Annotated in this window: 10 protein-coding genes; 4 read left to right on the top strand and 6 right to left on the bottom strand. The window is 61.1% G+C overall.

What is annotated here, in order from left to right:
- The first annotated feature begins 39 nt into the window (after positions 1-39).
- Positions 40-795, top strand: coding sequence for a pyridoxine 5'-phosphate synthase (gene pdxJ, locus SLW75_RS14460; protein WP_192135214.1), 756 nt, complete (start codon positions 40-42; stop codon positions 793-795).
- 120 nt (positions 796-915) lie between these two features.
- On the opposite strand, the gene cmoB is transcribed toward pdxJ, so the two are convergent.
- The 3 genes from cmoB to SLW75_RS14445 all read right to left on the bottom strand — a co-directional run bounded on the left by cmoB (position 916) and on the right by SLW75_RS14445 (position 4,890).
- Positions 916-1,875, bottom strand: coding sequence for a tRNA 5-methoxyuridine(34)/uridine 5-oxyacetic acid(34) synthase CmoB (gene cmoB, locus SLW75_RS14455; RefSeq protein ID WP_369318394.1), 960 nt, complete (start codon positions 1,873-1,875; stop codon positions 916-918).
- On the bottom strand, positions 1,872-2,615 hold the full coding sequence (cmoA, locus tag SLW75_RS14450) for a carboxy-S-adenosyl-L-methionine synthase CmoA (RefSeq protein WP_410928549.1): 744 nt from the start codon (positions 2,613-2,615) through the stop codon (positions 1,872-1,874). The genes cmoB and cmoA overlap by 4 nt, the downstream gene beginning before the upstream one ends.
- Positions 2,616-2,769: 154 nt before the next feature.
- Positions 2,770-4,890: a TonB-dependent siderophore receptor gene (locus tag SLW75_RS14445; RefSeq protein ID WP_410934782.1), complete on the bottom strand. Its 2,121-nt coding sequence runs from the start codon at positions 4,888-4,890 to the stop codon at positions 2,770-2,772.
- A 177-nt stretch (positions 4,891-5,067) separates the two neighbouring features.
- Between SLW75_RS14445 and SLW75_RS14440 the strand changes: the two genes are divergently transcribed.
- Positions 5,068-6,864 (top strand): methyl-accepting chemotaxis protein, encoded by a 1,797-nt coding sequence (locus SLW75_RS14440; protein WP_410934781.1) that lies wholly within the window; start codon positions 5,068-5,070, stop codon positions 6,862-6,864.
- A 170-nt stretch (positions 6,865-7,034) separates the two neighbouring features.
- On the opposite strand, the gene SLW75_RS14435 is transcribed toward SLW75_RS14440, so the two are convergent.
- The 3 genes from SLW75_RS14435 to lon all read right to left on the bottom strand — a co-directional run bounded on the left by SLW75_RS14435 (position 7,035) and on the right by lon (position 10,484).
- On the bottom strand, positions 7,035-7,427 hold the full coding sequence (locus tag SLW75_RS14435) for a protease inhibitor I42 family protein (RefSeq protein WP_065992474.1): 393 nt from the start codon (positions 7,425-7,427) through the stop codon (positions 7,035-7,037).
- A 197-nt stretch (positions 7,428-7,624) separates the two neighbouring features.
- The gene (locus SLW75_RS14430) at positions 7,625-7,993 is read right to left on the bottom strand and encodes a PH domain-containing protein (RefSeq protein ID WP_065992476.1); all 369 of its coding nucleotides are present in this window, start codon (positions 7,991-7,993) and stop codon (positions 7,625-7,627) included.
- A gap of 73 nt (positions 7,994-8,066) precedes the next feature.
- Positions 8,067-10,484, bottom strand: a complete 2,418-nt coding sequence (gene lon, locus SLW75_RS14425; protein ID WP_410934780.1) for an endopeptidase La — start codon at positions 10,482-10,484, stop codon at positions 8,067-8,069.
- A gap of 264 nt (positions 10,485-10,748) precedes the next feature.
- On the opposite strand from lon, the gene SLW75_RS14420 reads away from it, so the two are divergent.
- Positions 10,749-11,420: a methylamine utilization protein gene (locus SLW75_RS14420; RefSeq protein ID WP_410934779.1), complete on the top strand. Its 672-nt coding sequence runs from the start codon at positions 10,749-10,751 to the stop codon at positions 11,418-11,420.
- On the top strand, positions 11,417-13,762 hold the full coding sequence (locus SLW75_RS14415) for a bifunctional diguanylate cyclase/phosphodiesterase (protein ID WP_065992482.1): 2,346 nt from the start codon (positions 11,417-11,419) through the stop codon (positions 13,760-13,762). Before SLW75_RS14420 ends, SLW75_RS14415 begins: the two co-directional genes overlap by 4 nt.
- Positions 13,763-13,774 lie beyond the last annotated feature (12 nt).

Genomic DNA, 13,774 nt, shown 5'->3' with positions numbered 1-13,774 from the left:
ACTACTGGCTGGCACCGCCACAGTAATCAGGAGAACCCCGTGACCCACAGCACTCGCATTCTGCTCGGCGTGAACATCGACCACGTTGCTACCCTGCGCCAGGCCCGCGGGACGCGCTATCCCGATCCGGTCAAGGCCGCGCTGGATGCCGAGGAAGCGGGTGCCGACGGCATCACCGTGCATTTGCGTGAGGACCGTCGGCACATTCAGGAACGCGATGTATTGCTGCTCAAAGACGTGCTGCAAACGCGCATGAATTTCGAGATGGGCGTCACCGAAGCGATGATGGCGTTCGCCGAGCGCATTCGGCCGGCGCACATCTGCCTGGTGCCGGAAACCCGTCAGGAACTGACCACGGAGGGCGGGCTGGATGTCGCCGGTCAGGAAGCGCGCATCAAGGCGGCGGTGGAGCGGTTGTCTGCCATCGGCAGCGAAGTGTCGCTGTTCATCGACGCCGATGAGCGCCAGATTGCCGCGTCGGCCCGGGTTGGCGCGCCGGCCATCGAGCTGCACACGGGCCGTTATGCCGATGCCGAAACCCCGGCGGCCGTCGCCGAAGAGCTCAAGCGCGTTGCCGATGGCGTTGCTTTTGGTCTGGCCCAGGGCCTGATCGTCAATGCCGGTCATGGTTTGCACTATCACAACGTTGAAGCGATCGCGGCGATCAAGGGCATCAACGAACTGAACATCGGCCATGCGCTGGTGGCCCATGCCCTGTTTGTCGGCTTCAAGTCCGCGGTATCGGAGATGAAGGCGTTGATTCTGGCAGCGGCGAGTTCTTCTCACCGCCAGTGATCTGAAGGGACGACCACCATCGCCTTCGCGAGCAAGCTCGCTCCCACGGGTGATTTGTCCGCAATGACAGCTGCGGTGTTGTCATGCTCCACGAGCGCGCGCGATGGCGCCGTTGTGGGTTTACGGCTTGCGCCCAACGATCACCGCACGCCGCGGTGCAGGCAGTCCTTCCACGGTCTTGCTGTGATCAGCGGGATCGAGAAAGTCGCTCAACGATTGAAAGCGCATCCAGTCGGTGCCGCGCTGTTCCTCTACCGTGGTGGTGCTGACGTCGACGCAGCGCACATCCACAAAGCCCGCGCGGCGCAGCCACAGTTCCAGCGCGGGGACTGATGGCAGAAACCACACGTTGCGCATCTGTGAGTAGCGGTCTTCCGGCACCAGCACCTGATTCGCGTCGCCTTCCACCACCATGGTTTCCAGCACCAGCTCGCCGCCTTTGACCAGGCAATCCTTGAGTGCCAGCAGGTGATCGATGGGGGATTTGCGGTGATAGAGCACGCCCATGGAGAACACCGTGTCGAAGCCTTCCAGCCGCGCGGGTAGATCTTCCAGGGTGAACGGCAGGTGCCATGCCGGCAGGTTCGGCAGGTAGCGCTGCATGGCCTGGAACTGGCAGAAGAACAGCCAGTTCGGGTCAACGCCGATCACGCTGTCGGCCCCGGCCCCCAGCATGCGCCACTGGTAATAGCCGTTGCCGCAGCCCACATCCAGAACGCGCTTGCCTCTCAGATCAAGGTGCGGCGACACCCGCGACCATTTCCAGTCCGAGCGCCATTCGGTGTCGACGTGCACGCCGAACACATCAAAAGGGCCTTTGCGCCACGGCGACAGGCCCATCAGCGCAGCACGGGTCTGCTCGCGGGTGGCATCGTCGCAGTCGGCGTCGAGGATAAAATCGTCCTTGAGCTCGATGCGGCTTGGCGTCAGATCAGGCAAGGCATTCAGGGCGCCTTGCCAGCGTTCGAGGTCGCCGTGACCCTTTTCCATCTTCGCGTCGAGTTGCGCCTGCAGGCCTTGGGCCCAGGCATACAGTGGCGTGCCCGCCAGACGGCGGACCAGGGGAGCGAGATCAATCATGGCAGGGCAATCAACGAGGCGAAATTAAGGCACTGGAACCAGGGCACGACTTTACTGAAACCGGCGGCCAGCAAGCGTTCGCGGTGCTGCTCAAGGCTGTCGGGCTTCATCACATTTTCGATCGCGCTGCGTTTCTGCGCGATCTCCAGCTCGCTGTAACCGTTGGCGCGCTTGAAGGCGACGTGCAGATCGCTGAGCAGCGCGTGCTCTTCGGTGTCATCAAAGCGCAGCTTCTCCGACAGGATCAGCGCGCCGCCGGGCAGCAGCGACTGGCGAATGCGAGTCAACAGGGCGAGGCGTTGTTCGGGGGCGATGAACTGCAGGGTGAAGTTCAGGGCGACCACCGAAGCCGGCTCAAACGCTAGATTCAAGATATCGCCTTCGATGACCTCCACCGGCAGCAGCTCCTGGTACATCGAGTCCTGAGCGTTCAGGTACTCCCGGCAGCGCTCGACCATGGCCGACGAGTTGTCGATGGCAATCACCCGGCAATCCTCGGTCCGCACATGCCGGCGCAACGCCTGAGTGACGGCGCCCAGTGAGCTGCCCAGGTCGTAGAGCACGCTGTGGGGCTGGGCGAACTGCGCCGCGAGCACGCCGAGGTTTTCGACGATGGTCGGGTAGCCCGGTACCGAGCGCTTGATCATGTCCGGGAACACCCGCACGACGTCTTCGTTGAAAGCGAAGTCGGGCACCTGGGGCAGCGGCTGGGCGAATAGGCGGTCGGGTTCTGGGCTCACGGCGATTCCGGGGGACAAGGCGAAAAGTGCGGCATTTTAGCCAATTCCGTCCCTCGGCTGGAACCTCATCTCATCGTTCGTGTGCCGACGTTTGCCCCTCAACGGCAAAAGCCGCCCCGGTTGCACCTGGGCGGCTGAGACGCAAGCCGTGTTATCAGTATGTCCAGCTTACCGATGCGGTGAAGTTGCGTGGATCACCGAAGTTGCTTTGGTTGTAGCGCAGGCTCTGTTGGTATTTCTCGTTGGTGAGGTTGTTGAGGTTGAACTGGGTGCTCCAGTGCTGATCGATGTCATAGCGGGTCATCAGGCCGATGAGCGCGTAGGCGTCCTGCCGGGCGGCCGGTGCGTCGTCGTTCTGGGTCTTGCTCTGCCAGCTCAGGCTGCCGCCGACCTTGACCTTCGGTGCCATTGGCAACTGGTAGGTCATGGACGACGTCAGGGCGTGGCGCGGGATGAATTTGCGCGCACGGCTGTCGTTGTCGTCGGTGATATAGACGTAGGTGTACCCGCCGTTGATTTGCAGGCCGGGTACCATTTCGCCGGACGCTTCCAGCTCCAGGCCGCTGCTGTCGTAGGACATCGCCTCGTACACGTAGCCGCCGAGGCTGGCGTCATACACCGAGCTGCCCGGCACGTTGTCCTGCTTGGCATGGAACACCGCTGCGCTGACGTTGAGCTTCTTGTCCAGCAACTGGCCTTTGATGCCCGCTTCGTAGCTTTTGCCTTCAAGCGGATCGAGCACGCGGCCTTGGCCGTCGAGGTAATACTGCGGATTGAAGACTTCGGTGTAACTGGCGTACAGCGCATATTCGGAGGTCAGGTCGTAGACGATGCCGGCGTACGGCGTGACTTTGCCGTGAATGCGCACCTTGCGCGCGGAGCCGTAGTTGTCGCCATTGCTGTCGGCGCTGAGCATGCGGGCACCGGTGATCACATGCAGGTCGTCGGTCAGGCTGAAACGCGCGCCGGCGTAAACGCTCTTCTGGCGATCGGTGTAGTTCGAGGTCGCAGCGGGTAACGCAGCGACGTAATTCGGCCGCGGCAGGTAGCCATGCAGCGCATCTTCAAGGGTGACAGGCGAGTAGTTGAGTATGTCGCCATACTGCGAGGATTCGCGGTTGCGCTGGCGTGCAGCGTTCGCCCCCAGCGTGAGTTGATGTTCGCGACCGCCCAGCATGAAGGGGCCGCTCAGGGAGTAATCGCCACTGAGTTCGAGGTTTTTGTCTTTGTACTTGGAGCCCAGACCGCTGTAGCCGGTCGGCGAGTCGGTGGAGCTCAACATGTAGAACATCTCGGTGTCTTCGCGGTGCTCGGCGCCGGCGACGGTCAGCTTCGACTTCCAGTCATTGGCGAAGGTGTGCTCCCACTCGGCAAACGCGCGTTGCGTGTGAACATCCCAATGCACCCACGGCTGGGAAATATTGGAATGGGTGCTGCTGTAATGGATGGCGTTGCCATTGCCATCGACCAACGGCAGTGCGCCCCAGCTTGAGCCATTGGCGTTGGTTTTCTGGTCTTCGTAACCAAGGGTCAGCGTGTCACTGTCGCTCAAGTCGAATGCCAGCAGACCGCTGAAGATGTTCTTCTCGCGAGAGTAGCGATCAAGGTATGAGTTGCCGTTCTCGTTGGCGTAGATGACGCGTCCGCGCACGTTGCCTGAGTCGGTCAGTGGCCCGGAAACGTCGATGTCCACCCGGCGTTTGTCCCAGGAACCGGCAGTCACGTCGATCTTCGCCTGGGGATCGTAGGTCGGGCGTTTGCGGATGAAGTTGACCGTGGCCGAAGGGTTGCCGGATCCGGACATCAAACCGTTGGCGCCGTGAACGATATCGACCTGTTCGTAGGGCGCCAGGTCAATGTCGCCCACCAGCAACCCATTGGTCATCGGCATGGCCGTGCCGTCGTACTGGAAGTTGTTGATGTCGAAACCGCGCGCGGTGAAATAGGTGCGGTCAGTTTCGACTTTTTGCACGTTGACGCCGGGGGTACTGGTTAATACGTCGCGAATGCTGTTGAGCTTGAAGTCATCCATTTGCTCGCGCTTGATGTTGGTAATACCTTGAGGCGTTTGCTGTTTGGTCAGGTCCAGCCGGGTAGTGGTACTGCCGGGTTTGCCTTGATAACCGAGCGGGTCGCCGGTGTCACCGTAGGTGGCCGTTGACGTCACGTCGGTGGCGGGCAGGCTGAGCGCTGTGTCTTCGGCATTCGCTGTGTTAAGCACGCTCAGTGCGATTAACGAAAGGGCCTTTGGGCAAAAGGGGATCGAGTGGCGCATGGCGGGCGAAGCTCCGGCGAATGTAACGAATGATGATGGTTCTCAAGTATCGGCAAGTTATAATTGAGAATCAATGTCATTTATCGATGTTCACCCCACCGCATTAAAGCTTTCCCATCCTCAGTCGAAGAACCTTAGTTGCAACCCATTTCATTACCAGACACAGGGAACCGTGGCATGCATGCGTTCAAGGCGTTGTACGAGTCCGTCGAGCGGCAGTTTTTCGATTCTTTGACCAAGAAGCTGTCGAGCCTTTTCCTGATGGTGATGGTGAGCGCCCTGGTGTACTGGGTGGCCGTGAGCATCCGCGCGGACATTCTGCTTCAGTTGCGCAGCGCGCAGTTGCCGGCGGGGACGCTAGGCATGATCGAAGGCAAACTCGATGTGCTGAGCAACGCCATTCTGGGCAGTACGCTGTTCACCCTGTGCCTGGTCAGTTTCATGGTCTGGTATTTCCGCCACCTGATCGTGCGGCCGGTGACCCAGATGACGCTGGCGCTGGAAGGCATTGCCAATGGCGAGGGCGACCTGTCCAAGGACTTGCCGCTGTTGACCCATGATGAAATTCGCGTGCTGGCGAGCACCTGCAACCGGTTTCTCGCCAAGCAGCGGGAGATCATCAGCAGCGTTCAGGCGCTGACCGTGCACATTGCCGTGGAGTCCGCGCGCTCGCTGAAAAACATCAGCGATTCCAGCGACAGCGCGACCCATCAGGCGCGCTTCGCCAGGGAAGTCATGGAGCAGAGCAACGACGCAGTCGGGCGGATTGCCGAAGTGTCCCGGCAGACCCAGGGCATTTCCGGGACCACCGCGCAGAACCTCAGCATGGCCCGCGACTCCTACACCGAGCTGCTGGAAGTGACCGGCAACATCAGTGAGATTTCCACCAGCCTGAATGAGTTCGGCACGCTGGTGTCGGCGCTGAACCAACGCTCGTCGAGCATCAAATCCATCGTCGGATTGATTCAACAGATTTCCTCCCAGACCAACCTTCTGGCGCTCAACGCGGCGATCGAGGCGGCGCGTGCGGGGGAGAGCGGCCGTGGTTTCGCGGTGGTTGCCGACGAAGTCCGGACCCTGGCCCAGAACGTCAGTCGCGCCACCGAGGACATTTCCCAGAACATCGACGCCATGCTGCTGGAAGTGAGCTCGACCCACGAGCAGACCACCCAGATCAGCCATAGCGCCCGGGAGACCCAGAAAGTGGTCGAGCGCGCGTCAGGGCATTTCGAGAGCATGATCGGCGATTTCGAATCCACTCACATCAAGTTGGAAGACATCGCCTCGCACATCTTGCAGTTCGCCGACAGCAACACCGGCATCAATAACCGCGTCACCCAGATTCATGCGGACAGCCAGTCCATCGACCAGCGCATGCAGCATTCCGCTACCGCCACCCGCGATCTGTCGGGCGTGGCGGAAAAGGTCCAGGCGCTGCTGGGCCGGTTCGTCCTCGGGCACGGCGCGCTGGACGCTGGCATTACCCGCGCCAGCCACTGCCGCGACCGGCTCCAGGTACGCCTGGCCGCGTTGCAACGTGAGGGCGTCAACCTGTTCGATCAGAACTACAAACTGATTCCCGGGACTGACCCCAAGCAATACACGACCAGCTACAGCGAGCGCTTCGCCCAGATCTGTCAGGAGGAGTGCGACGCGCTGACCAAAGGCACGCTGGGGGGCAAGGTCACCTTCATCGTCGACGCCAAGGGCTACTGCCCGGTGAATAACAGCTGGGTGTCGAAAAAACCTATGGGTGACCGGGCTGTCGACCTGCCGGTCTGCCGGAACAAGCGCATGTTCGCTGACCCCATCGGCCTGCGTGCAGCGGGTAACCAACAGCGCTTCCTGTTGCAAACCTACCTGCGCGACACGGGGGAAATCATGACCGAGATCGACGTGCCGTTTTTCTTCGACGGCCGTCATTGGGGCAACTTGCGCATGGGCTTCGATGCGGCGCAGTTACTGACCGAATGACGGGGCTTACGCCAGTGCTTGGCGACTTGCATGGACGGGGACAGATTGATTTACGGAGACGCGGGTAAATACATGGACGGGGACAGATTTATTTACCATGGACGGGGACAGATTTATTTACGGAGAAGCGTGTAAATAAATCAGTCCCCTTTCGATCACGATCCTTTCGATCAGTTCACGGTGATCACGCAATCGAAGGTGCGTTCTGGCGCCACTTCCGGCGCCCACGGCTGCTGGTAGACCATCATCAGATGGCCCGTGCCTGCATTGGCGGCTCGGTAGCGCCAGACCGACTGACCGCCTTCACCCACCAGGCCTACATCTTTAGAGGCATTGAACACCTCCGGCCCGAGGCTGGCGAGTATCGACGGCGCGGGGTTTTGCATCAGCCAGCGGTACCCGGTGGTGGGGTTGCTGGGCAGCATCAGCATGAGGGTCTGGCCGGTTTTGAGGGTGAGCGGGCAGTCTTGCTGATCGTCCAGGGAAACGATCTGCTTCGGTGTCGCCGCGCAAGCGGCAAGGAGGGAGAGGCTGAGCGGGACGAGCAGGCGGGCAGGGGTCATGAAGGCTCCGGTCGTGGGCAACGTTTGGGGTGAGGATAACCGAAGATCGGGTAGTTTTAAGCGTGCCTGGACGGGGACAGATTAATTTACGGAGAAGCGTGTAAATAAATCAGTCCCCTTTGATGCGCTGCCGCGTGATGCTCGGTTCAGCCTGCACCTCAACCACGTTCGCAGGTGACTGGGCCAAATGCGTTGGTTCAGAGAACGAATTGGGAAATGTACCTGGAAATTTCGACGATGGAGGTCTTCCCGGTGAATTCGAACTTCACTTTGCCCAGGGCGGAGAAGTAGATCTCGAGTTCCGAGTCGAGGTCGAAGGTGCCGGACGTTTCCACCGAGTAGGCCACGATGTTTTTATACGGCAATGAAGTGAAGTCCTTCTTGCTGCCGGTAATGCCTTGCACGTTGACGGAAATGATCCGCTTGGTCGTGAAGACAACGCCGTCGCGCATCGACTTGTAGGCGTCGATGACGGTTTCATCCTCAAGCAGCAGCGCGGCCACACGCTCAGCGTATTCGTTGTTCTGCTTGAGTTTGAAAAAGCCTTTGTTGTTGAAGTCGAGCATGTTGAACTCCTTGTCTGCGAGGCCGACTTCCACAGGTCACGATTCGCCCCTGTGGAAGTGATGCTGGTCCGTCTTAGAACAATATCTTCGCCACATCCGCAAAGCGTTTAGCGAAGTGTGCGGTGATGCCTTCTTTCAGGTAATCCGGCAGTTCTTCGAAGTTGCCACGGTTGGCTTCCGGGAGAATCAGCTCGTAGATCTTCTGCCGCCGCGCCGCAATGACCTTCTCCCGCACGCCGCCAATCGGCAGTACGTGGCCGGTCAGCGTCAGTTCGCCGGTCATCGCCACGCATTTTTTGGGCGCCTGGTTACGCGCCAGCGACAGCAGCGCGCTGGCCATGGTCACGCCCGCACTTGGCCCGTCTTTCGGCGTCGCACCTTCCGGCACGTGCAAGTGGACGAAGGCTTCGTCGAAGAAGCTCTTATCGCCGCCAAACTTCGCCAGATTGGAGCTGACGTAGCTGTAAGCGATTTCGGCAGATTCCTTCATCACGTCGCCCAGCTGGCCGGTGAGCTTGAAGCCGCGGTTGAGCGTATGGATCCGTGTCGCTTCGATCGGCAGCGTCGCGCCGCCCATGCTGGTCCAGGCCAGGCCGGTGATCACGCCGGTGCCTGACAGCACTTGCTCGTTGCGGAACACGGCCATGCCCAAAGAGGCTTCCAGCTCTTTCGGGCCGATCTTGACCACGGTGTCCGGGTTGTCCAGCAGCTTGACCACCGCTTTGCGCACCAGTTTGCCCAACTGTTTTTCCAGCTGCCGCACACCGGCTTCCCGCGCGTACCCGTCAATCACCGCGCGCAATGCACTGTCGCTGATCATCAGGCTGTTTTTCGAAACGCCGGCCTTGGCCAGTTGCTTGGGCCACAGGTGGCGCTTGGCAATGGCGAGCTTTTCTTCGGTGATATAGCCGGACAGCCGAATCACTTCCATCCGGTCCAGCAGCGGGCCGGGGATCGAGTCCAGGGTGTTCGCGGTGCAGATGAACAGGACCTTCGAGAGGTCCAGACGCAGGTCCAGATAGTGGTCGAGGAATTCGACGTTCTGCTCCGGGTCCAGGGTCTCGAGCAGCGCCGAGGCCGGGTCGCCCTGGAAGCTCTGGCCCATCTTGTCGATTTCGTCGAGCATGATGACCGGGTTCATGACCTCCACGTCTTTCAGCGCCTGCACCAGCTTGCCCGGTTGGGCGCCGATGTACGTGCGACGGTGGCCTTTGATCTCGGCCTCGTCGCGCATGCCGCCAACGCTGAAACGGTAGAACGGACGGCCCAGGGATTCTGCGATGGATTTGCCGACGCTGGTTTTACCCACGCCCGGCGGGCCGACCAGCAGCACGATGGAGCCGGAGATTTCACCCTTGTAGGCGCCGACGGCGAGGAACTCGAGGATGCGGCTCTTGATGTCATCGAGGCCGGCGTGGTGTTGATCGAGCACCTTGCGCGCATGTTTCAGGTCGAGCTTGTCGTCACCGAACACGCCCCACGGCACCGAGCTTGCCCAGTCCAGGTAATTACGGGTGACGGCGTATTCCGGCGAACCGGTTTCCAGCACCGACAGCTTGTTGATCTCTTCGTCGATGCGCTTGCGCGCCTGCGGCGGCAGGGTCTTGCCCACCAGACGCTCTTCGAACTGTTCGATGTCAGCGCTGCGGTCGTCCTTGGTCAGCCCCAGTTCCTGCTGAATGACCTTGAGCTGTTCCTTGAGGAAGAACTCACGCTGGTGCTCGCCGATCTTGCGGTTCACTTCGGCGGAGATTTCTTTCTGCAGGCGCGCGACTTCGACTTCCTTGCGCAGCATCGGCAGTACTTTTTCCATGCGCTTGAGCACGGGCACGCAATCGAGCACCTGCTGCAGTTCGACGCCTGTGGCGGAGGTCAGGGCAGCGGCGAAGTCGGTGAGCGGCGACGGGTCATTGGGGCTGAAGCGATTGAGGTAGTTCTTCAATTCTTCGCTGTACAGCGGGTTGAGCGGCAGCAGCTCCTTGATCGCGTTGATCAGCGCCATGCCGTAGGCCTTGACCTCGTCGGTCGGCTCGTTGGGCTGATGGGGGTATTCGACCTCCACCAGAAACGGCGGGCGGTGGTGCTTGAGCCAGGTCTTGATGCGCACGCGGCTCAGGCCCTGGGCGACGAACTGCAGCTTGCCGTTTTCACGGCTGGCGTGGTGCACCTTGACCAGCGTGCCGTACTCCGGCAACGCCTTGGTGTCGAAATGACGGGGATCGTCGGGCGGGGTGTCCATGAAGAACAGCGCCAGGGAGTGGTGATCAGACTTGCTGACCAGCTCCAGCGTTTCGGCCCAGGGCTCTTCGTTGACGATGACCGGCAGCACTTGGGCGGGGAAGAAAGGACGGTTGTGGATCGGAATGATGTACACCTGATCCGGCAGGTTCTGGCCGGGCAGGGCGAGGCGCTTGCTGTCGGAGCCGAGGATTTCGTGCTCGTGATCGTCGTCCGGGTGCGGCTGGTTGGCGTCGGATTGCTGGTCGCTCATGGGGCACCTGCATAAATGGAGATGAGCCTTAGATGGGGCAGATTGGCTCAGGTTTCAATAGCGTCGGTCGATAGCAATGACGGGGGATCGTTTTAAAGCCTGTAAGGCGTTGCGCCAGGCCTTGGCATTCCATTAATGAAGGCCATGAATGAAGGCCATGTGCTTTGCTGGAAGTCCGTCTGATATCGCTGACCGCCGATGTGGGCTACGCTGGAAATCATCGCCACGGAGGCTCTGCCGGCCTCGCTGTCTGGAACATCTGTCATGCGCCACGTTTTTATTTCATTGTTGCTGGTTGTAATTGCGCTGCAGGGCACCCTTGCCAGTGCGGCCAGCCTGACCGCCGAATTCGTTGATGCCCAGGGCAAGCCGCTTCCCGACGCTGTGCTTACCCTGCGCGGCGCAACGGCGCCGCCTGCCGGGCCGATGAAAGCCGACATGGACCAGCGCGATGTGCAATTTGCCCCCCACGTGCTGGCCGTCCGCAGCGGGACGGAAATCAGTTTCCCCAACAGCGATCAAATCCGCCATCAGGTGTATTCGTTCTCGACGCCCAAGCGTTTTGAATTGCGGTTGTATGGTGGTACCCCGTCGGCCCCCGTGCTGTTCGACAAGCCGGGCGTGGTCGTGCTCGGCTGCAACGTCCACGACAACATGATCGGGTATGTGTACGTCACCGACGATGGCTGGTTCGGCGTCAGCAACGACAAGGGCGCTCTGACCCTGGATCAAGTGCCCGCCGGTCACTACGCCGTCACTCTCTGGCACCCCCAGGGGGCCGACATGCTGCCCGTGTCCGGTGGCGACATCGACATTCCGGCCGGCGGCCTCAAGCAACGGTTCAGCATCGCTGTGCAGCCCAATGCGGATAACACCCCGGCCGCGCCGACGCCCAGCGCGTTCGGCGATGCCTTTCATAAAGCAGCCCACGAATGAAGGTGCGCATCAGCTTTCAGGCGCGGATTGCCGGCGTGTTGATCATGCTGCTGCTGATCGTGGTCTTCGCCGTGTTTATTGCGGTGAGAGCGGCGACCCAGGACGCGGTTCGCAAGCAGGCCCAGGCACAGCTCGAAGTCGGCACCCGGGTGTTCGAAGGTTTGCTGGAAATGCGCGGCAAGCGGCTGCGCGACGCCGTGCAATTGCTGTCCACCGATTTCGGCTTCCGTGACGCCGTGGCATCGGCGGACTCGGCGACCATCCGCTCGGTGCTGCTCAATCACGGCGCCAGAATCAACGCCAATGACATGTTCCTGCTGGGCATGGACGGCACGGTCATGGCCAGCACAGTCGCGCAGATCCCCGAAGGCTCGCCGTTTCCCTACACCCAGGCGTTGCGTGAGCTCAAGGGTAAGAATCAGTCGATGCTCATCGTGCCGTTGCAGGGCCAGCCGCACTTGCTGGTGGAGAGCACGGTCCTCGCACCGCTGCCGATCGCGCGCGTGGTGATGGGCTTCAGCATGGACGGTGATCTGGCGCAGGAACTGCGCTCGTTGAGCGGTTTGCAGGTGTCGTTTCTGTCGATCGTGCAAAAGCAGCCGGGTCAGATGATCAGCACCCAGCCGGCGCCGCTGTTCGACAGCCTGCGCGGGGTGATGATGAACCCGCCCAGCGACGAGATGCAGATGACCGAGCATCAGAACCAGAGTTTTCTGAGCAAAACCCTGCGCCTGGGGAGCAACAGCGACAGCGAGGTCGTGGCCCTGCTGCAGAGCCCGCTGGATCAGGCCATGCAGGCATTCGCGCCGCTGGACAAGACGCTGTTCTGGATCACTGTCGTGGCGCTGGCGTGCTCGCTGGTCGGCGCGTTGTTACTGGCGCGCAACCTGTCGCGGCCGGTGAGTGCCCTGGCCCAGGCGGCCCGGCGCATTGGCGAAGGTGATTACGCCACCCCCGTGGTGCTGGATCGCCGGGATGAACTGGGGCTGCTCGCCAGCGCTATCAATTCGATGCAGAGCGGGATCGCCGAGCGTGAGCTGCAACTGGCCCACAACGCCCTGCATGATCCACTCACCGGGCTGCCCAATCGCGCGCTGGTCATGGAACGCCTCGGCAGCGCAGTCATTGCTCAACGGCCAGTGGCCCTGCTTTATCTGGGCATCGATAACTTCCGCGCGATCAGTACCAACGTCGGTCTCGAGGGAGTCGAGCAACTGCTGCGCATCATCAGCGAGCAACTGCAGGAGCCGCTGCGTCCCGGTGATACGGTGGCGCGGCTCTCCGACAACGAATTTCTGCTGCTGGTGCACAACGCTGAAACCGACAGTGCCGTCGCGGTGGCCGACCGGCTGCAGCGTCTATTGGTCAAGCCTCAGCGCATTGGCGAGCAGGACATCGCGATGGATGCCTGCATCGGCATCGCGGCCTATCCGGCCAATGGCGATTCGGCGTCCGAGTTGCTCAGACGTGCCTCCATTGCGCGGCAAGACGCGGCGCAGCTGCCGGGCCGTCTGCAGGTCTATGTGGACGGTCGCGATGTCGCCCACTTGCGCCAGATCAGCCTGATCCGCGACCTGCGTCAGGCCGCGCGCAATGGCGAACTGTCCCTGCATTACCAGCCCAAACTGGATATCCGCAACGGCCGCGTGACTCAGGCCGAAGCCTTGCTGCGCTGGCAGCACCCGCAATTCGGCTCGGTGTCCCCGGCCGAGTTCATCGTGCTGGCAGAGCGCACCGGCAGTATTCAGATCCTCACCAACTGGGTGATCGAAGAAGCCCTGCGCCAGTTGGCCGAATGGGCGTATCGCGGTCTGGTTCTGCAAGTGTCGGTGAACATCTCGGCGGACGACCTGTTGGACGGCAATCTGGCTGACCGCGTTGCTGCGCTGCTCAAGCTGTACCGCGTGCCGGCCGAACAGTTGATTTTCGAGATCACCGAAAGCGCCATCATGCGCGAACCCGAGCAGTCGCTAAAGGTGCTCAATCGCCTGCGCGAATTCGGCATCAGCCTGTCGGTGGATGATTTCGGCACCGGTTACTCCTCGCTGGCGCACCTCAAGCGGCTGCCGGTGCAGGAATTGAAGATCGATCAGTCCTTCGTGCGCGATCTGGATGAAACCAGCGAAGACGCCGTCATCGTGCGGTCGACCATCGAGATGAGCCACAACCTGGGCCTGAAGGTGGTCGCCGAGGGCGTCGAGTACGAACACAGCCTCCGTCTGCTGGAGCGGTGGCACTGCGATACCGCGCAAGGCTACCTGATCAGCCGTCCGCTCGATGCGATCGCTTTCGAAGCCTGGATTGCCCGCTCCCAGCTCCCACCCCGCATGACGGTGTATTGATGGAACACGGAT

Origin of the sequence: Pseudomonas sp. W5-01 (genome assembly GCF_046540435.1) — a bacterium.
Taxonomy (GTDB): Bacteria; Pseudomonadota; Gammaproteobacteria; order Pseudomonadales; family Pseudomonadaceae; genus Aquipseudomonas; species Aquipseudomonas graminis_B.
Note: the sequence above shows the minus strand (reverse complement) of the source record. Positions and strands in the feature narration are given on the sequence as shown.

What these genes read in the sequence shown, in the direction of transcription:
- SLW75_RS14430 (WP_065992476.1), bottom strand. Translation starts at nt 7,993, where the DNA reads ATGCTCGACTTCAACAACAAAGGCTTTTTCAAACTCAAGCAGAACAAC.
- SLW75_RS14435 (WP_065992474.1), bottom strand. Translation starts at nt 7,427, where the DNA reads ATGACCCCTGCCCGCCTGCTCGTCCCGCTCAGCCTCTCCCTCCTTGCC.
- SLW75_RS14440 (WP_410934781.1), top strand. Translation starts at nt 5,068, where the DNA reads ATGCATGCGTTCAAGGCGTTGTACGAGTCCGTCGAGCGGCAGTTTTTC.
- SLW75_RS14420 (WP_410934779.1), top strand. Translation starts at nt 10,749, where the DNA reads ATGCGCCACGTTTTTATTTCATTGTTGCTGGTTGTAATTGCGCTGCAG.
- SLW75_RS14415 (WP_065992482.1), top strand. Translation starts at nt 11,417, where the DNA reads ATGAAGGTGCGCATCAGCTTTCAGGCGCGGATTGCCGGCGTGTTGATC.
- lon (WP_410934780.1), bottom strand. Translation starts at nt 10,484, where the DNA reads ATGAGCGACCAGCAATCCGACGCCAACCAGCCGCACCCGGACGACGAT.
- cmoB (WP_369318394.1), bottom strand. Translation starts at nt 1,875, where the DNA reads ATGATTGATCTCGCTCCCCTGGTCCGCCGTCTGGCGGGCACGCCACTG.
- SLW75_RS14445 (WP_410934782.1), bottom strand. Translation starts at nt 4,890, where the DNA reads ATGCGCCACTCGATCCCCTTTTGCCCAAAGGCCCTTTCGTTAATCGCA.